Origin of the sequence: Ruegeria sp. Alg231-54, assembly GCF_900143525.1 — a bacterium.
GTDB lineage: Bacteria > Pseudomonadota > Alphaproteobacteria > Rhodobacterales > Rhodobacteraceae > Ruegeria.
Map to the genome: position 1 here is coordinate 96,271 of NZ_FREZ01000010.1, position 17,702 is coordinate 113,972.

21 protein-coding genes are annotated in these 17,702 nt (G+C 59.1%); 11 read left to right on the top strand and 10 right to left on the bottom strand.

The features are described from left to right. The first annotated feature begins 190 nt into the window (after nucleotides 1-190). Genes ispH through DHN12_RS17185 form a run of 6 tightly spaced genes read left to right on the top strand, consistent with a single transcriptional unit; the run spans nucleotide 191 to nucleotide 3,911 of the window. A complete protein-coding gene (gene ispH / locus DHN12_RS17160; RefSeq protein WP_108861385.1) occupies nucleotides 191-1,141 on the top strand; it encodes a 4-hydroxy-3-methylbut-2-enyl diphosphate reductase in 951 nt (316 codons plus the stop codon). Beyond that, entirely contained in the window at nucleotides 1,138-1,590 is a 453-nt protein-coding gene (locus DHN12_RS17165; RefSeq protein ID WP_108861284.1) for a DUF3429 domain-containing protein, read from the top strand. The genes ispH and DHN12_RS17165 overlap by 4 nt, the downstream gene beginning before the upstream one ends. Beyond that, nucleotides 1,587-2,174 (top strand): bifunctional 2-polyprenyl-6-hydroxyphenol methylase/3-demethylubiquinol 3-O-methyltransferase UbiG, encoded by a 588-nt coding sequence (locus DHN12_RS17170; protein ID WP_234416680.1) that lies wholly within the window; start codon nucleotides 1,587-1,589, stop codon nucleotides 2,172-2,174. The genes DHN12_RS17165 and DHN12_RS17170 overlap by 4 nt, the downstream gene beginning before the upstream one ends. Further along, a complete protein-coding gene (gene rnhA, locus DHN12_RS17175) occupies nucleotides 2,167-2,634 on the top strand; it encodes a ribonuclease HI (protein ID WP_108861286.1) in 468 nt (155 codons plus the stop codon). The genes DHN12_RS17170 and rnhA overlap by 8 nt, the downstream gene beginning before the upstream one ends. After that, the gene (locus tag DHN12_RS17180; RefSeq protein ID WP_108861287.1) at nucleotides 2,631-3,254 is read left to right on the top strand and encodes a trimeric intracellular cation channel family protein; all 624 of its coding nucleotides are present in this window, start codon (nucleotides 2,631-2,633) and stop codon (nucleotides 3,252-3,254) included. The genes rnhA and DHN12_RS17180 overlap by 4 nt, the downstream gene beginning before the upstream one ends. A gap of 54 nt (nucleotides 3,255-3,308) precedes the next feature. Continuing rightward, a complete protein-coding gene (locus DHN12_RS17185) occupies nucleotides 3,309-3,911 on the top strand; it encodes an alpha/beta hydrolase (RefSeq protein WP_108861288.1) in 603 nt (200 codons plus the stop codon). 6 nt (nucleotides 3,912-3,917) lie between these two features. On the opposite strand, the gene DHN12_RS17190 is transcribed toward DHN12_RS17185, so the two are convergent. Genes DHN12_RS17190 through def (DHN12_RS17210) form a run of 5 tightly spaced genes read right to left on the bottom strand, consistent with a single transcriptional unit; the run spans nucleotide 3,918 to nucleotide 6,325 of the window. Next, a complete protein-coding gene (locus tag DHN12_RS17190) occupies nucleotides 3,918-4,154 on the bottom strand; it encodes a GlsB/YeaQ/YmgE family stress response membrane protein (RefSeq protein WP_108861289.1) in 237 nt (78 codons plus the stop codon). Between the two features lies 1 nt (nucleotide 4,155). Then, nucleotides 4,156-4,392: a hypothetical protein gene (locus DHN12_RS17195; protein WP_108861290.1), complete on the bottom strand. Its 237-nt coding sequence runs from the start codon at nucleotides 4,390-4,392 to the stop codon at nucleotides 4,156-4,158. Nucleotides 4,393-4,398: 6 nt separating this feature from the next. After that, nucleotides 4,399-5,313: a methionyl-tRNA formyltransferase gene (fmt, locus tag DHN12_RS17200; protein ID WP_108861291.1), complete on the bottom strand. Its 915-nt coding sequence runs from the start codon at nucleotides 5,311-5,313 to the stop codon at nucleotides 4,399-4,401. Between the two features lie 2 nt (nucleotides 5,314-5,315). After that, the gene (def, locus tag DHN12_RS17205) at nucleotides 5,316-5,810 is read right to left on the bottom strand and encodes a peptide deformylase (protein WP_108861292.1); all 495 of its coding nucleotides are present in this window, start codon (nucleotides 5,808-5,810) and stop codon (nucleotides 5,316-5,318) included. Then, nucleotides 5,807-6,325, bottom strand: a complete 519-nt coding sequence (def, locus tag DHN12_RS17210; RefSeq protein WP_058273295.1) for a peptide deformylase — start codon at nucleotides 6,323-6,325, stop codon at nucleotides 5,807-5,809. The genes def (DHN12_RS17205) and def (DHN12_RS17210) overlap by 4 nt, the downstream gene beginning before the upstream one ends. 94 nt (nucleotides 6,326-6,419) lie before the next feature. Here def (DHN12_RS17210) and DHN12_RS17215 point away from each other — a divergent pair, with 94 nt between their 5' ends. After that, complete coding sequence (locus DHN12_RS17215; protein WP_108861293.1) at nucleotides 6,420-7,592, top strand: MalY/PatB family protein; 1,173 nt, start codon at nucleotides 6,420-6,422, stop codon at nucleotides 7,590-7,592. A gap of 36 nt (nucleotides 7,593-7,628) precedes the next feature. Here the strand turns inward: DHN12_RS17215 and DHN12_RS17220 are convergent, their stop codons facing one another. Next, the gene (locus DHN12_RS17220) at nucleotides 7,629-7,982 is read right to left on the bottom strand and encodes a hypothetical protein (protein ID WP_108861294.1); all 354 of its coding nucleotides are present in this window, start codon (nucleotides 7,980-7,982) and stop codon (nucleotides 7,629-7,631) included. A gap of 215 nt (nucleotides 7,983-8,197) precedes the next feature. Between DHN12_RS17220 and DHN12_RS17225 the strand changes: the two genes are divergently transcribed. Then, a complete protein-coding gene (locus DHN12_RS17225; RefSeq protein ID WP_108861295.1) occupies nucleotides 8,198-9,187 on the top strand; it encodes a glutathione S-transferase family protein in 990 nt (329 codons plus the stop codon). Here DHN12_RS17225 and DHN12_RS17230 read toward each other — a convergent pair. Continuing rightward, on the bottom strand, nucleotides 9,169-9,531 hold the full coding sequence (locus DHN12_RS17230) for a response regulator transcription factor (protein ID WP_108861296.1): 363 nt from the start codon (nucleotides 9,529-9,531) through the stop codon (nucleotides 9,169-9,171). The genes DHN12_RS17225 and DHN12_RS17230 overlap by 19 nt on opposite strands. A 182-nt stretch (nucleotides 9,532-9,713) precedes the next feature. Here DHN12_RS17230 and cobD point away from each other — a divergent pair, with 182 nt between their 5' ends. Genes cobD through DHN12_RS17245 form a run of 3 tightly spaced genes read left to right on the top strand, consistent with a single transcriptional unit; the run spans nucleotide 9,714 to nucleotide 12,771 of the window. Next, complete coding sequence (gene cobD, locus DHN12_RS17235) at nucleotides 9,714-10,679, top strand: threonine-phosphate decarboxylase CobD (RefSeq protein WP_108861386.1); 966 nt, start codon at nucleotides 9,714-9,716, stop codon at nucleotides 10,677-10,679. Further along, nucleotides 10,676-11,596 carry an adenosylcobinamide-phosphate synthase CbiB gene (cbiB, locus tag DHN12_RS17240; RefSeq protein ID WP_108861297.1) on the top strand — a complete coding sequence of 307 codons (921 nt, stop codon included), beginning with the start codon at nucleotides 10,676-10,678 and terminating at the stop codon, nucleotides 11,594-11,596. Before cobD ends, cbiB begins: the two co-directional genes overlap by 4 nt. A gap of 11 nt (nucleotides 11,597-11,607) precedes the next feature. After that, nucleotides 11,608-12,771 carry a lytic murein transglycosylase gene (locus tag DHN12_RS17245; RefSeq protein ID WP_108861298.1) on the top strand — a complete coding sequence of 388 codons (1,164 nt, stop codon included), beginning with the start codon at nucleotides 11,608-11,610 and terminating at the stop codon, nucleotides 12,769-12,771. A gap of 52 nt (nucleotides 12,772-12,823) precedes the next feature. Here DHN12_RS17245 and DHN12_RS17250 read toward each other — a convergent pair whose 3' ends face one another. The 3 genes from DHN12_RS17250 to DHN12_RS17260 form a co-directional block, all read right to left on the bottom strand. Further along, a complete protein-coding gene (locus tag DHN12_RS17250; protein ID WP_108861299.1) occupies nucleotides 12,824-13,621 on the bottom strand; it encodes a class II glutamine amidotransferase in 798 nt (265 codons plus the stop codon). A gap of 179 nt (nucleotides 13,622-13,800) precedes the next feature. After that, nucleotides 13,801-14,151 carry a hypothetical protein gene (locus DHN12_RS17255; protein ID WP_108861300.1) on the bottom strand — a complete coding sequence of 117 codons (351 nt, stop codon included), beginning with the start codon at nucleotides 14,149-14,151 and terminating at the stop codon, nucleotides 13,801-13,803. Between the two features lie 54 nt (nucleotides 14,152-14,205). Beyond that, nucleotides 14,206-17,661, bottom strand: coding sequence for a chromosome segregation SMC family protein (locus DHN12_RS17260; protein ID WP_108861301.1), 3,456 nt, complete (start codon nucleotides 17,659-17,661; stop codon nucleotides 14,206-14,208). Between the last annotated feature and the right edge of the window lie 41 nt (nucleotides 17,662-17,702).

Consider the following 17,702-nt stretch of genomic DNA (forward strand, 5'->3'; position numbering starts at 1 on the left):
CGGGCCACTCACCAAACCCGAGGGAAGAAATTAGCGCGGTCAGGCTTTACCAACCAGACCGCGCTTCTTTAGCTAAAAGCAGGTACTGAAACACCTGCTGGCTAGCAGTGATTCATGTCAGATCAATGACGATGTCCTGTCTGGACCATAGCCGGGAAAAGACTTACCTGTGGCCTATGGAGACCAAGACATGACCAAGCCGCCCCTTACCCTTTACCTTGCCGCGCCGCGCGGGTTTTGCGCCGGCGTCGACCGGGCGATCAAGATCGTTGAAATGGCGCTGCAGAAATGGGGTGCCCCGGTCTATGTGCGGCATGAAATTGTGCACAACAAATTCGTCGTCGATGGTCTGCGCGAAAAGGGTGCGGTTTTTGTCGAAGAGCTGGACGAGTGTCCTAACGACCGACCCGTTATTTTTTCAGCGCATGGCGTACCGAAATCCGTTCCCGCGTCAGCGGCCCAGCGGGAAATGATTTACGTCGATGCCACCTGCCCGCTGGTCTCCAAGGTCCATGTCGAGGCGCAGCGCCATGCTGAGGCCGGATTGCAGATGATCATGATCGGGCACAAGGGCCATCCCGAAACCATCGGCACCATGGGTCAGTTGCCTGACGGCGAAGTGCTGCTGGTTGAAACCGTCGATGACGTGGCCTCGGTTCAGGTGCGCAATCCGGAGAAGCTGGCATTTGTCACCCAGACGACTCTTTCGGTGGATGACACAAAGGACATTATCGCGGCCCTCCAAGTCCGGTTCCCGGCCATCGTTGGCCCGCATAAGGAAGACATCTGCTACGCCACCACGAACCGGCAAGAGGCCGTCAAGGCCGTGGCTCCGAAATCGGATGCTTTGCTTGTTGTTGGCGCACCGAACTCTTCGAACTCACGCCGACTGGTCGAGGTCGCGGCGCGCGCCGGGTGCAACTATTCGCAATTGGTGCAGCGCGCCTACGATATCGACTGGCGGGCACTAGAGGGCATCTCAACCATCGCCATTACAGCAGGCGCGTCAGCACCCGAAGTGCTGGTGAATGAGGTGATTGACGCTTTCAACAACCATTATGACGTAACGGTTGAACTGGTCGAAACTGCCGTTGAAAATGTCGAATTCAAAGTGCCTCGCGTCCTGAGGCAAACCGCATGAGAGGCGTCCCCAAGGCGCCGTTGGTTCTAGCGCTGGCGGGGCTGATCCCGTTCATTTGGGGCGCGCTGACCTCCTTGAACGGCGATTTGCAGGATTGGGGCAGACAAGAGCTTGGGTCGCGGTTCGTCGGGCCGTATATTCAACTGTTCTACGGCTCGGTGATCTTAAGCTTTATGTCCGGTGTTCTGTGGGGGTTCGCCACCAAGACCTCGGGCAGTAAGGCAGCGACATGCTATGTGCTGTCAGTCCTCCCCGCGCTTTGGGCGTTTTTCATGACCGGCGGTGGCCCTGTCGAGGCGGGCATCAACCTGATGTACGGCTTCGCCGGTTTGCTGATGTTGGATGCGATATTTGCATATTGGCGGCTGACCCCAACATGGTGGCTGAGGCTGCGCGTTCTGCTGACAGCCATCGTCCTAATATGCCTTGCCGTAGGAGTGTACCTGTGACCGATCGCAAGACAATTGATGCCTACACCACGCGTGTTGCCGAGTACCTGAGCGTCCCATTGCCGCCCGAACAGATCGAAGCGCGTATGGCCTTTGCCGAAGCGGTTGCGCCGGGTGGCTATGTGCTGGACCTCGGCTCAGGCCCTGGGGCGGATAGCATGTTTTTCCTGCGTGAGGGGCTGCGGGTTCGGGCATTGGATGCGACGCCGGCCTTTGTGGAGCACGCCCGCGAAAATGGCGTAGATGCGCATGTCGGTACATTTGACGATGTGACCGAAACGGCCACGTTTGACGGCATCTATGCCAGTTTTTCGCTGCTGCATGCGCCGCGCAAGGATTTCCCGCGCCATTTGGAGGCCATCCACCGGGCACTCAAGCCTGAGGGTATCTTTTTCCTTGGTCTGAAACTGGGAACCGGTGAACACCGCGACGACATTGATCGCTACTACACCTATTTCTCACAGACCGAGATCGAAGAGGCGCTGGCCGAGGCAGGATTCACAATTGACCGGATTACAACCGGAGTGGGCAAAGGTCTGGCTGGATCTTATGACGGCTTTATTCTGGTGATCGCCCATGCCTGAGTTGTTTGCCTATACCGATGGTGCCTGTTCGGGCAATCCTGGCCCGGGGGGGTGGGGCGTGCTGATGCGCGCAATGGACGGCGAAAAAGTCCTGAAAGAGCGCGAGCTGAACGGCGGCGAGGCTGAAACCACCAACAATCGCATGGAATTGCTGGCAGCGATCAGCGCGCTGGAAACGCTGGAGCGGGCCTCGAAGATCACCGTGGTAACCGACAGCGCCTATGTGAAGAATGGCGTCACCGGCTGGATTTTCGGTTGGAAGCGCAACGGCTGGAAAACCTCCAACAAGAAACCAGTCAAGAATGTCGATCTGTGGCAGCGACTGGACGAGGCGCAGGCGCGCCATGACGTGACCTGGGAATGGGTCAAGGGCCATGCAGGCCATCCCGAAAACGAAAAAGCCGACGAGCTGGCCCGCGCGGGCATGGCCCCGTTCAAACCCAAAAAGGCGCAAACGTGAGCGGTCTGGCACTGCTCGACTATGCCTCAGTTCTGGTTTTTGCCCTGACGGGTGCATTGGTGGCTAGCCGGGCACAGCTGGATTTGGTGGGTTTTGCCTTTATGGCCTGCCTGACTGCTGTGGGCGGCGGAACCGTCCGCGACCTGCTGTTGGACCGGCACCCGGTGTTCTGGGTCGGTCAACCGGACTATATCCTGATCGCCACAGCGGCAGCTGTGGTGGTGTTTTTCACCGCCCATTTGGTGGAAAGCCGATACAACTTGCTGGTCTGGCTGGACAGTTTCGCTCTGTCGATTGCCGCGGCAGCAGGTGCTGGCGCAGCCTTGTCGCTGAACCAATCCGGTGTCATCGTTGTGCTGATGGGCGTCACAACGGGCTGCCTTGGCGGCTTAATGCGGGACGTGGTCTGCAACGAAGTGCCACTGGTCCTGAAACAGGGTGAGCTCTACGTCTCTTGCGCGTTTGCCGGGGCTTTTGCCGCTGTGATCGCAACCCGGCTTGGTTTCGACGAGCTGGCCACACTGGCCGCCTGTGCGTTGATCTGCTGGTCATTGCGGGCGGGATCATTGGTGTTTGGCTGGCGGCTTCCGGTTTACAAGGCGCGGCCGCCGCGGCAATAAATGGGTGCAAAATGTTCGATCTGCATTTCCTGTGCCACAGAAGTGAGAACTGAAATGAAATTCACTTTCCCCGTTTTTGTCGCCTCACTGGCCTTTCTGGGTGCGTGTGCAGAGCGATACGACGCGGTCAGCTTCGTTGTACAGGGCGACGAAATCGTTGCTTCGGGGGCTATTGATCACACGACACTCAGCGCTTTTGAAGAAATCACTGCGGCCAATCCCGAGATCAAGACACTTGTACTGCAGAACGTCGAAGGCTCGGTCGATGATGATGCAAATGTCGTTTTCAGCCGCGTTGTGCGAGACGAAGGGTTCGATACTGTGGTGCCCTCAAACGGCTTGGTCGCCTCTGGTGGCACCGATCTGTTCCTGGCCGGCAATCGACGCACTCTGGAACCTGGCGCATGCGTCGGGGTTCATAGCTGGGGCGGCAGCGGATATGTGGCTGCCAACCTGCCCGAAAACCACCCCGAGCACGATCGCTATCTCGACTATTTCAATGATATTGGTGTCGACCCGGCCTTTTATTGGTTCACGCTTGATGCAGCGTCCGAGGACGAAATGCACTGGATGTCAGCAGAGGAAGCCAATCGCTTCAAAATGGCGACGCGCAATTCGAAATCGTTGGGATCAACAGTGATTTGCGACGAGCGATAACTCCGTTCAACGACGCAGATAAGTCTGCCAGATCCAGATCACCAGCAGCGCGCCCAGAACCGCGCCCACGAAACCGGACAACCAACCTGCCACGGTGATCAAGGCCCGCAACAGGAACCCACCAACCAAAACACCAACGATGCCAATCAACATGGTTGTGGGAATGTTGGCCTCGATCCGCATCAGGCGGGTGGCCAAGAACCCTGCGGCGGCTCCGATGACGATCAGCGCGATGACAGGCAAGTCAGCTCCTCCAATGGGTCGGCACGATTATTAGCGCACCGATTGATGAAATTACAGCGTCCAAACCCGGCGGGCCAAAGCTGATGCCGAACATAATGCGCACAAAATAGAATAGAAATGCACCGCCTACGCAGATGATGATGGATGGCAAGTATCCGTTGTGCGTAAAGCCTGTCTTTTCAGACAGGTAACCGACAATCCCTGCGATCACGACAGTGCCCATCAAGACCATGAACATGTGGCGTTACTCCGAAGACAGGCGGCTGCCAACCGGGATGGGCCAGCCCCGCAGAAAGGTTTCCTTATCCTGAGCGCCTTTACCAGCCCGTTGCAAGCGCAACAGATCAACGGCGCCCTCGCCACAAGCCACTGTCAGAGCATCGTCCAGAACTTCGCCGGGAACACCCTGCCCCTCGGCCAGTCGCGACGCCAGCAGTTTCACGCGGTTCCCGTCAATCTCTGTCCAGGCACCGGGGAATGGGGACAGAGCGCGGATCTGCCGATCAACCTCAGTTGCGGGCCGCGACCAGTCAATCCGTGCCTCTGATTTGTCGATCTTGGCGGCATAGGTGACACCGACCTCGGGCTGCGGCTCGGGCGTCAGATGCGGCAGATCGCGCAAAGCTTCGGCAATCAGTTTTGCGCCCATTATCGACAGGCGGTCATGCAACTGGTCGGTGGTTTCCTCGATCCCGATATCGGTTGCTTCGCGCATAAGAACCGGGCCTGTGTCCAACCCGGCCTCCATCTGCATGATGCAGATACCGGTTTGCGCATCACCGGACATGATGGCCCGATGGATCGGGGCCGCCCCGCGCCAACGCGGCAACAGGCTGGCATGGATATTCAGACAGCCCTGTGCGGGCGCATCCAAGATGGGCTGCGGCAGGATCAAACCATAGGCTACAACAACAGCCACATCTGCGTTCAACGCTGCAAACGCGTCCTTTTCCTCAGCCGATTTCAGAGAGACCGGATGACGGACAGTGAGCCCCAGCGCCTCGGCCCGTGCATGAACCGGAGTCGGACGGTCTTTTTTGCCACGACCGGCCGGGCGCGGCGGCTGGCAATACACGGAGACAATGTCATGCTCCGCTTCGACCAGCGCATCCAGAACCGGAACCGAAAAGTCGGGCGTACCCATGAATACAATGCGCATCTCTACCCCAGCTTTTTAGCTTTGCGCAGCAGCATGTCCCGTTTGACCTTGCCGAGTCGGTCGAAATACATCTTCCCGTTCAGATGGTCGATTTGGTGCTGTACGCTTGTGGCCTCGATTCCGACAAAGTCGCGGCGGTCCACCATGCCCTGTTCGTTCAGAAACTTGACCGTCACTGCGCGCGGGCGTTTCACCTTGGCCGAAACACCGGGCAGGTTCGGGCTGGCCTCATCATGTTCGCGCAATTCGATTGAGCTGTGCAGGATTTCCGGGTTCGCCAAACGCACAGCCTTACCGCGTTCGACCGAGCCGTCCACCACGGCCAGCCGCAACAAGACACCGATCTGCGGCGCGGCAAGGCCAACACCAGGCATCGCCTCCATCGTGTCGATCATGTCGTCCCAGATGGCGCGGATTTCTTCGGTGATCTCGGCGACGTCCTCCGCCTTGGTGCGCAGGCGTTTGTCGGGCCATGGCAGGCAGGTACGAGCGGTCATGCGCGGGCCTGCTCGCGCTTTAGTTTCTGCATCTTTCGCGTGATCATCTGCCGTTTCAGCGGCTTGAGATAGTCGATGAACAGCTTGCCGTTCAAATGGTCGATCTCATGCTGAACACAGGTCGCCCACAGGCCGTCGAATGTGTCCTGCTGCAAATTGCCATCCCGGTCGATCCACGTGACATCAACCACTTTGGGGCGCGTGACTTCGGCGAATTGATCGGGGATCGACAGGCAGCCTTCCTCGTAGACATTGGTTTCATCGGACGAGGCGATAACCTCGGGGTTGAACATAATCAGCGGACGCGGGGCTTCGCCCTCTTCCTTAATGCAGTCCAACACGATCAACCGATCCAGCACGCCGATCTGAGGCGCGGCCAGACCAACGCCAGGCGCGTCATACATCGTCTCCAGCATGTCGTCTGCCAGCTTGCGCAGCTCGTCGCTGATATCTGCCACAGGCGCGCAGACCTTTTTCAGGCGGGGGTCGGGATGGATCAGGATATTGCGTTTCATGGGGTTGATTTAGGCCATCCCGCACTACACCGCAACGCCCCCCTTGCACCCGCTGGATTTGTAGCTAGCTTTCGTCCGGACAGATGGAGCAGACATGACTTTCAACGACCTGATCGACCGCCGGGGAACCAACAGTTCAAAATGGGATAAGATGGAGCAAATCTACGGTGTGCCCCCGCAGGACGGGTTGGCCATGTGGACGGCAGATTCCGATTACCCAACAGCGCCTTGCGTGATTGATGCGGTTCGAAAAGCGGCAGACCATGGGGTCTTTGGGTATTCGTGGATTCACCCGGAATATCTGGCATCGATTCAGTGGTGGATGAAGAACCGCCATAGCTGGGACATCGACACCGATTGGGTGCTGACTTCACAGGGGTTAGGCAATGCGATCGCCCTGTCTCTGGATGTCTGGAGCGAACCCGGCGACGGCGTCGTCATCTTCAGCCCCGTCTACCATGAGTTTGCCCACAAGGTGAACAAATCGGGTCGCCGCGTTGTCGAGTGCCCGCTAGTTCGCCAAGGCGAAACCTATGGCCTGGATCTGGACGATGCTCAGTCGCGTCTGGACGGGTCGGAAAAGCTGTTGCTGTGGTGCTCGCCGCAAAACCCCTCGGGCCGGGTGTGGACACCGGATGAACTGCGTGCCGTAGCCGCATTCGCCGAACGTAATGGGTTGATTTTGGTCTCGGATGAGATCCACCACGATCTGGTCTATCCTGGTAATACGTTCGTGCCGATGGATGTGGCTGCGCCGGATGCGCGGCCGTGGACCGTGACCCTGACTGCGGCGTCCAAGACATTCAACATCGCCGGTCAGCGAACCGGTAACATGATTATTCCTGACCCCAAACTGCGCGCGGCCATGCGGCACCGCATTCAGACGCTGGATTATGACCCCAGCGCATTGGGCGTGGCGATGATAACTGCCGCCTATTCACCTGAAGGGGCCGCATGGGTTGATGAGCAGGTTGCGCACCTTGCGGGCAACTGCCAGGTCTTTGACGCAGCAATCGCCGAGATCCCTGGTCTGTGGTCCATGCCGCTGCAGGCCACCTATTTGGCTTGGGTAGAATTCTCAGGAACCGGCATGACCCATGAAGAGTTTGTCCGTCGCCTGCGCGAAGATGCCAAAATCGCAACCTCCTCAGGCCCCGGTTTCGGCGCAGGTGGTGAGACCTTCGAACGGTTTAACTTGGCCACTCAGCGTGCACGGGTCGAAGAGGCATGCGCCCGGCTAAAGCATGCATTTGCTGATTTGCAGTGAACGAGGCGGCCAACGGCGATGTCGTTGGACCTGCCCTCAATCCTTGTGCCCAAGCAACGCAATCGGCGCGTCCGGCGCGCGGTAGAAATCCAGCGGAGCCTTGTCGGCTGCGGCCGTGCTGCGCTTGAACTCGTACCGCATTTCGCCTGCTTCATCCTCATCCGCGATGATTAGGCATTGGTACAAGTGATTGACACCATCATAGATATCCACAAGCCCGCGCAGTTGAGGCGTGGTATCGGCCTCAACTGTAAATCCATCTTTCCACAATCGAAGAATCTTGTAGGTATTGTCGCCAATATCGACACGTAGGCGGCTGATCTTTTTCAATCCTGCGATTCGCGCCGCATCCAATTCGGCAGCAATTTCCTTTGAAACATAAGTACTCATAAAAATATCTCCCCCGGCAGTGTATTCTATTGTGAGGCGCAAATTGTAAAAATCCAGTGAACCTGATCACAGTCAGCGCCGGGATTTCTATTTGTTGCACAGAAATCCCAATCCATCCTGTGCGTATGCGCAGGAAGGATGCGCGCGCCCTCGCATAGGAACGCCTCATGTACCCGCCTATGTTTGGCGCAAACGCTTTTCGGAGGGCATGAGCAATGGGCCTGTTGGTCGACGGTAAATGGCACGACACTTGGTATGACACCAAATCCACTGGCGGCGCGTTCAAACGCAGCGCCGCGCAGTTTCGCAATTGGCTGACAGCAGATGGCAGCGCGGGACCATCGGGCAAGGGTGGCTTCAACGCTGAAACCGACCGCTATCACCTCTATGTCAGCCTGGCCTGCCCATGGGCGCACCGCACTCTGATCTTCAGGGAACTGAAAGGTTTGAACAAGCACGTCTCAGTCTCGGTGGTGCATCCCGACATGCTGGACAAGGGCTGGACCTTCGAGACTGATGACCACGGGGCAACCGGGGACACACTTTACGGTCTGGGCTTTGCCCACCAGATTTACACCAAGGCCGACCCGACCTATTCGGGTCGTGTCACAGTGCCGATCCTGTGGGACAAGAAACAGCAGACGATCGTTTCGAACGAAAGTTCGGAAATCATCCGCATGTTCAATTCGGCCTTTGACGGGATCACCGGCAACCCCGACGATTACTGGCCCGAAGCGATGCGCGATGAGATCGAAGAGGTGAATGCGCGCATCTATTCCAACGTCAACAACGGCGTCTACAAATCCGGCTTTGCCACCAGCCAACAAGCTTATGACGCAGCGGTGGATCCGCTGTTTGAAACGCTGGACTGGCTAGAGGATCGTTTGGCTTCAAACCGTTATCTGATGGGGGATCGCCTGACCGAGGCTGACTGGCGGTTGTTCACGACGCTGATCCGGTTCGATCCCGTCTATCATCTGCATTTCAAATGCAACCGGCGGCGACTGATCGATTACCCCAACCTGTGGGCTTTTACGCGCGAGCTGTATCAATGGCTGGGCGTCGCTTCGACGGTGAACATGCACCACATCGTGCGCCACTATCACTATAGCCACGAAAGCATCAATCCGCATCGGATCATCCCGACCAACCCGGTTTTGGACTACATGGAACCGCACGGGCGCGGTCAGCGGCCCGCCGCGTAATGTTCAACCATCGCCGCCAGATCTTCTGGCGGCGTGCCGCTTTGCACATAAGCGCACGCGTTTGGACTGTGGGCAAAGATCGATCCGTCTGAAAAAAAGGTGGTGTTGGTAACAAAGATCACCCGCGCCTCGGGGCGGCGATAGCTGGCGAAATCAGCCACTGCCAACGCACTGCCATTTTCCAGCACCAGATCCAACACGATGATATCGAAATCCGTGCCATACAACGCAAGGATCGCAGCCTCTTGCCCGGCAACGAGCGTCACTTCGGCGCCTTGCCGTTCCAGATGTCTTTTCCAGACCCGACCAAGGTCGGGGTTACTCTCAACAATCAGTACATTCATTTGCAACAACCTCGGCACTTGGTAGAGTGTGCGGTGCCGACCCCCGTGGTTTGTGATCACGCTTATTCCTTAACAAAGTGTTAACGGTGCCGGTCAACCGGGCCGATCACGCGGATTTGCTTGTGCAAGCGGCAAAAATCCGCTTGAAGCACAACAAACGCGCAATTCCGACGAGAACACCGATGGCAAGCCCAAACGCAGATTTGAACCCCCGTGCCGCGCGCGACCATGGCGGCGGGCTGGACGGTGCTATCGCCCGGTTCGGCGGGGCACGCGACAATTGGCTGGACCTGTCCACCGGCATCAACCCACACCCGTATCCGGTGTCGGGGCTGAACCCGTCGGATTGGGCCGCGCTGCCGGATCACGGTGCGTTCGAACGGCTGTCTGCCGCCGCACGCCAGTTCTGGTCTGTTCCCGATGGTGCCGCGATTCTGCCCGCGCCCGGCGCATCAGCAGTAATCGCCCGCATGCCTGCCCTTGCGGAGACGGGCCGGGTGCAGATCACGGCCCCCACCTACAACGAACACGCGGCGGCTTTTTCCGCGCAGGGTTGGACAGTTCAATCGAACGGTCCAGCCGAGGCGCGCGTCCTTGTGCACCCGAATAATCCGGATGGACGTATCTGGACCGTAGAGGACGCCGATGCCCCGCTGACCGTGATTGATGAGAGTTTTTGTGACGTTTGCCCTGACGCATCCCTAATTCATCTGGCCGAGCAGCCCGGTGTGATCGTGTTGAAAAGTTTCGGCAAATTCTGGGGTTTGGCCGGGCTACGGCTGGGATTTGCAATTGGCCGCCCTGATTTGATCTCAAAGCTGAACGATTTGACCGGGCCGTGGTCTGTCTCTGGCCCTGCCCTTCGGATCGGGGAACGGGCGCTGCGGGACACGGACTGGGCCAAAGCAACCCGTCAGCAGTTGGCGGCAGCGACAGAACAGCTAGACCGGATCATGACCGGCAAGGGGGCAAAACTGGTCGGCGGCACCACGTTGTTCCGCCTTTATGACGTCGACGATGCCGCCGCTTGGCAGGCCAAGCTGGCCCGCGCCCATATCTGGAGCCGCATATTCCCCTACTCAAACACTTATCTGCGCCTTGGCTTGCCGCCTACAGACGGATGGCGTCAGCTTGAGGCCGCGTTGTGAGCACGGCTTTTCTGCTGGTTTGCGCCATGTGTCTGGACGCGGCGCTTGGAGAGCCAGATTGGATCTGGTCGCGCATTCGTCATCCGGCAGTGATGATCGGCACTGTCATCGGCTGGTTGGACCTGCGCCTGAACCGCGGAACGAATAGGCGCTTGAAAGGCGTGGCCATCGTGCTGCTGCTGATCTTTGGCGCAGTGATTCTGGGCCGCACGCTGACCTTGTTTGGGCCGGTGATCGAAATCGTCCTTGCCGCAATTCTGCTGGCACAGAAGTCACTGGTGACCCATGTGCGCGATGTCGGTAACGGGCTTCGCTCCTCCTTAACCGAGGGCCGCGCCAAAGTCGCCATGATCGTTTCGCGCGATACGCGGCACATGACCGAGGCGCAGGTCGCGCGATCCGCTATTGAAAGCGCTGCCGAAAATCTCAGCGACGGCGTAATTGCGCCCGCCTTCTGGTTTCTGGTCGCGGGCCTGCCGGGGTTGCTGATCTACAAGGCGGTCAACACCGCCGATAGCATGATCGGCTACCGGTCGGAAAAGTACCGCGACCTCGGCTGGGCCGCGGCGCGTCTGGACGATTTGTTGAACCTCATTCCCGCCCGTCTGACCTGCGTGATGATCGTGGCACTATCCGGTCAATGGGCGCGCTGGCCAGAAATGGTCGCGGATGCACGTCGCCATATCTCACCCAACGCCGGTTGGCCCGAGGCCGCGATGGCGCGCGCCTTAAACGTCGCCCTTGCCGGGCCGCGCAGCTATGACGGACAGGTCCGCGATCTGGCCTGGGTCAACGGTGATGCGCCACGTAACATCGGCGCGCCGGAGATTTTCCGCGCATGTGACATGCTTTGGCGGGTTTGGGGGCTTGCGCTGGGCCTCGTGTCGGTGTGGGTTGGGGTCAGCTTTATTTTCTGACGGACCCTAAAATGCGTTTACTCTCGGGCATCATTGCCGCCACCCTGCTCGCCTCTCCCGCCCTGGCCCAATGTGGCGGCGGGTTCAATTCCTTTGTGAAGGGTCTGAAGGCCGAGGCCGTTCAGCAAGGGTTCGATAAATCCACCGTGAACAGCTTTTTCAAAGGTGTTCAGCAGGACAGCGCGGTTCTAAAGGCGGATCGGGCGCAAGGCGTATTCCAAATACCGTTCATCGATTTTTCCCGCCGCCTGATCTCGCAGAACCGGATAGATCGCGGCAAATCCATGTCTCGCAAATACGATGCGGTGTTTGACCGGGTTGAGCGGGAATATGGCGTGTCGCGCGGTGTACTGCTGGCATTCTGGGCGTTCGAGACCGACTATGGCGCGGTACAAGGTGACTTCAACACCCGCAACGCTCTGGTCACTCTGGCGCATGACTGTCGCCGTCCCGAGCTGTTCCGACCGCAGGTTTTTGCGGCCATCAAGCTCTATAGCCAAGGGGATTTTGACCCCAACCGCACGACCGGTGCCTGGGCAGGTGAGATCGGCATGGTGCAAATGCTGCCCCGCGACATTCTGGAAAATGGCGTGGACGGGGATGGCGACGGCAAGGTCTCGTTAAAAACCTCAGCCCCGGATGCGCTGATGTCGGGCGGCAAGATGCTGTCGCATCTGGGCTGGCGTCCGGGTGAACCCTGGCTGCAGGAGGTAACTGTTCCCACCCAGATGGACTGGTCCCTGTCCGGCCCCGGCAAGTCGCGGTCCGTATCCGAATGGCAGGCCATGGGCGTTCAAGCGCGCAGCGGATCTCTGGCCAATCTGCCCGCGTCGCTGATCCTGCCACAGGGTCGCAACGGCCCTGCATTTTTGGCCTACCCAAACTTTGACGTCTATTTCGAATGGAACCAGAGCTTTGTTTACGTCCTGACCGCTGCCTATTTCGGTACGCGGTTGGAGGGCGGCCAAATCTATGACGCAGGTTCCCCGCCACAAGGCCTGTCGGGCGCGCAGATGAAGCAGTTGCAGACCAAGCTACAAGCAAGCGGTTATGATGTTGGCAAGATCGACGGCATTCTGGGCGCGGGCACACGGGCTGCCGTTCAGGCCGAACAGGCACGGCTGGGGTTGCCCGCGGATGCGTGGCCAACAGCTGATTTGCTCAACCAGTTATGAGCCCCGATGCGTCCCGCACAGACGGGACGCATCCGGACGCAACACCACAGAGTTATGCAACCTCGGCGTGGTGATGCGGCGCTTTTGGTTCAAACGCGTGTGAAGTCAACGCCCCTCCCCGCGTTTCAATCGCCGTATTGGCAGGGATTTCAGTCCATTCGCCGCTATTCGCGTCCAACGGTTCGGACGAAATAATGAACCCGTCCTTACACGCCTTGTAGTGGAGGCTTGGGGCAAAGCGGTCCGAGGCATATCGGGCGGCAAAAAGGCGATCGCCGTCCGACCAACAAGCGGCAAAGCGAAGATATGGCATCGTACCTCGGCGTCGTGACAGGTCTTCGACACGTTGGACTGCCCGCTCCATGGCGCCGATCGGATCGATATCCAGACCTTCGCCATGGGCAATCAGGAAAATCGCTTCGCTTTCGGTTGCGCCAAGCCGGTAGCTGTAGAGGTCAGGTGGTATCATCCCGTCCAACTCCTGCCGGATACGGTCATGCCCTCCGGCCTGCCCATTATGCATAAAACTCCATCTTCCAACGCCAAACGGGTGGCAGTTGTTCCGCGAAGTTGCAGTACCAGTTGATGCCCGCACATGGGCCAGAAAGAGATGCGACCGGGTGTGATGCGTAAGCTGTTTCAGGTTGGCATCCGACCAGGCGGGGTTAGTGTCCTTGTAAAAACAAGGCGTCTCACGTTCGGAATACCAGGCAAGGCCAAATCCATCTGCGTTGATCGGTGTCTTTCCGATCAGAGCATTTCGGCTTTGAATGACAAGCGATTGCTCTTGGTTCAGAACCAATTCATCTAGATAACGCTTTGCGCCTGCCCAAGCCAGAAATCGGCACATCTGTTAGCCCCATTGAGTATGAATTTTTCAGAGCATACCACCGGCTCAGATAAGAAAACTCACCATTCTTCGCGGGAATTCGGTATTATTTCGATCAAATGACAACGCAAAACGCGAATTTTAAATCAGCTAATGCCGTACTTGGATCCAATGCCTGATCGTCGAGGCGGCAACCAAACTCATTCAGGCCGGACCGGGTATCGGTCGCCTTTCTCGTCAATCAAAACTAGGCGCTTACCGCTGCGTACATAGAGATCGCAGCGGCTGAACCCGTTACGATACGCGATGCAGACACTGCCGTCGTCGGCAATGGAATATGTCCCAAACGCGGAATCCCCGCTGGCGTAGGTAAAGGAATAAGCCCCACCGGCCGAAAACTTGGACTGTCCGTCGTCATAGAAGGTCAGCGTTCGCCCCGCGAGGGCGTCCAGCTCGGCAGATGAAAGCGGGACATCTCCGGGTTTTGTTGGCCATTCCGCCGCCACAACCGGGTTGGCAGCCAACAAGGCAAAGATCAGATATCGGGTCATGCGGCCACCTTACCCCGCCACCGGGCGATTGAGGCATAACGTTGCAGTGATCGATCAGGCGACCATCTGTTCGGCCTTTTTCAGATCGACCGAAACCAACTGACTGACACCCTGTTCCTGCATGGTCACGCCAAACAACCGGTCCATCCGCGCCATGGTCACCGCGTGGTGGGTGATGATCAGGAATCGAGTATCCGTCTGGCGGCACATCTCGTCCAGCAAGTCACAGAAACGGGTGACGTTGGCGTCATCCAGCGGCGCGTCGACCTCATCCAGCACACAGATCGGCGCGGGGTTGGCGAGGAAGACGCCAAAGATCAGCGCCGTTGCAGTCAGGGTCTGTTCGCCGCCCGACAGCAGGCTAAGCGTCGACAGCTTCTTGCCCGGTGGCTGGCACATGATTTCCAGCCCGGCATCCAGCGGATCATCGCTTTCGACCATGACCAGATTGGCCTCACCGCCTCCAAACAGGTGTTTGAACAGCATCGCGAAGTTCGAGTTCACCTGCTCAAACGCGGTCAGCAGGCGCTCACGACCCTCACGGTTGAGGCTGGCGATGCCGCTGCGCAGGGCTTTGATCGCCTCTTCTAGGTCAGCCTTTTCGCTGTTCAGTGTGTCAAACTCTTCCTGGACTTCCTTGGCGTCTTCTTCGGCCCGTAGGTTCACCGCACCCATCGCGTCTCGCTGGCGCTTGTGGCGGTTTACTTCGGCCTCCAGCGCGTCAGCGGCAGGCATCTGGTCGGGGTTCACATCCAGTTGGTTCAGCAACTGGTTCGGCGTCAGCTGCTGATCTTCAGCGATCCGCTCAGCGGCGGCCACGACGCTTTCCTTGGCCGCGTCACAGCGCGCCTCAGCTGCCGCGCGGGATTCGCGGGCTTCGGACGCCAAACGCTCAGCTTCACGCTCGGCCAGCACGACTTCGCGCTGCTGCGTCTCAGCCTCGGCAAGTTTGTCAGCGGCCTCGGCACGTCGGGCCTCGGCTGTCTCGATCAACTCGTTCAGTTCTTCGCGGGCTTCGGCGATCTCACCCGGAGCGGCCATCGCCTCAGACAGTTCCTCCTCAGAGCTTTCCTTGCGTTCGACCAATTCCGCGATACGTTTTTCTGCCGAATCCAGCCGGTGCCGCCAGCCACTGAGGTCCTTGGTCACTTCCTGGGCCCGCCGGGTTCGTGCCTCGCCTTCACGGCGCAGTTCATCATGGGATGAGCGATGGGTCAGCATGGTGATCCGCGCGGCCTCAACCGTCTGTTTGATATCCTCGACCTGCGCGCGCGCGCTGTCGACGTCACCTAGGCCGGCCAGAGCGCCTTCGGCCTCGCGTAGTTGCGCGCGGGCAGACATGGCATCGTCTTTGTGCCGATCTACTGCAAGGGTCAGCGTTTCCAGCTTGCCCTCAGCCAGATTGCGGTCGGCCTCAGCCCGGCTTAGCCGGCGCGCGGATTCCGCCATCCGCTGATCGGCGGCGCGTCGGGCTTCGCGGGCCCGGCGGTCTGCCTCGGTGACATCCGCCAGTTGCTGCGACAGCGCCTCATGTGCGGCACGGGCACCATCAGCCTGCGCTTCGGCGCGGGTAAGCTCCTGTTTCAGAGCTTCAAGCTTGTTGAGCTGCTCCAACCGCAAAGCTGCAGCGCTTGGCGCATCTTCGGCCCATGCCCGGAACCCGTCCCAACGCCACAAGTCACCCGAACGGGACACCAGACGCTGCCCCGGCTTTAATGAGGCTTGCAGCCGCGCGCCCTGATCCGCATCAACCAATCCGATCTGAGCGATCCGGCGGCTCAGACGGTCTGGGCCCGAGACATGCAACGCCAATGGTTCTGCCCCATCGGGCAGGCGCTGATCTGCATCGTAGCCTGACACCTGCACCCAGCCGGATGGTCCATCGGCATCGACCAACGGTGTACGCAGATCATCAGCCAGTGCCGCCCCCAGCGCCTTTTCATAGCCGGGCTCGACCCGCAGCAGATCCAAAACCTGCCCGCCTTCGGCCGTATCCCGTTCAACCAGCTTGGCCAAGGCGGATGTCTCGGCACGGATCGCGCCCAGTTCACCCTCGGCCTCAGACCGCTGGGCGCGTGCTTCGGCTTCTCTCGCTTGCGTTTCATTGCGCAGCTCGTCCGCTGCGGCCAGCGCTTCGTCGGCGGCCTCAGCGGCCTCGCGCGCTTCTTCCTCACCCTCTTGCGCTTCCTCAAACGCTTCGCTGGCGCGGGTCAAAGCATTGCGGGCTTCGTCTACCGCAGCACGGGCTTTCTCTTCTTCGCCTTCGGACCGGGTCAGCGTCTTGCGGCTGTCTTCGACCAAACGCTGAGCCGACTGGTGACGCGCCACAAGACGCGCCACATCTTCGGTTTCCTGCGACAGGTGATCTTCTCGGTCTTGCAGCACGGATGCGGCTTCGCGCGCGATCTCGGCGGCCTCAGCCACTTTGTCGTCATGCCCATCTGCCGCTTTGGCCAGTTCGCGCGCTTCCCATTCCAGACGCTCAATCATCTGGCCCGCGTCCCGGTTCAGGCCGGTTTCGCGTTCGATATCGTTGGCCAATTGCTGAATGCGGTTGGTCAGCGTCTCGATCGTCTGACGCGCGCGGGTTTCCTGATCAGCCAGTTGGTCGCGTTGCACCTGCTGTCGTTGCAAGACGGCGGCGGCAATGGCTTCCTCCTCGCGCAGAGGCGGCAGAGTTTCCTCGATTTCAGACCGCTTGGCGCTGGCGGCGCGCGCTTCAGCCTCGGCACGCGAGGCTTCGGTGATCCGCTCGCGCAAGACGTCTTCGGCCTGCTGGCGGGCCATGTCGGCCTCTTTCCAGCGGCGATAAAGCAGCATGCCTTCAGCCTGACGCAGTTGTTCCCCGATCTCTCGGTACCGGGCGGCTTGACGGGCCTGCCGCGCAAGCTGCGCTAATTGGGTGCCAAGCTGTTCGAGAACGTCATCCACACGGGTCAGGTTGGATTCAGTGCCCTTTAGCTTCAGCTCTGCTTCATGGCGACGTTGATAAAGGCCCGAGATACCTGCCGCTTCTTCCAGAATACGGCGGCGTGCACGGGGCTTGGCGTTGATCAACTCGGCAATGCGGTTCTGACCCACCAGCGCCGGAGAATGCGCACCTGTCGAGGCGTCAGCGAACAGCATCTGCACGTCACGCGCACGCACATCCTTACCATTGGTCTTGTAAGCGCTGCCCACATCGCGGGTGATGCGGCGCACAATTTCCAACTGATCGCTGTCATTGAACCCAGAGGGCGCCAACCGCTCAGAGTTATCCATCGTCAGGACAACTTCGGCAAAGTTGCGGGCCGGGCGTGTCGCGGCCCCGGCAAAGATCACATCCTCCATCGCGCCACCGCGCATGGATTTGGGACGGTTTTCACCCATTACCCAACGCAACGCTTCCAGAAGATTGGACTTGCCGCAGCCATTTGGACCCACCACACCGGTCAACCCATCCGCGATGATCAGATCGGTCGGGTCAACAAAGCTTTTGAAGCCGGTGAGTTTAAGTTTGCTGAACCGCAAAGGCCGCTCGTCCCATGATTCCTATATCTGGAAGTCTGCGC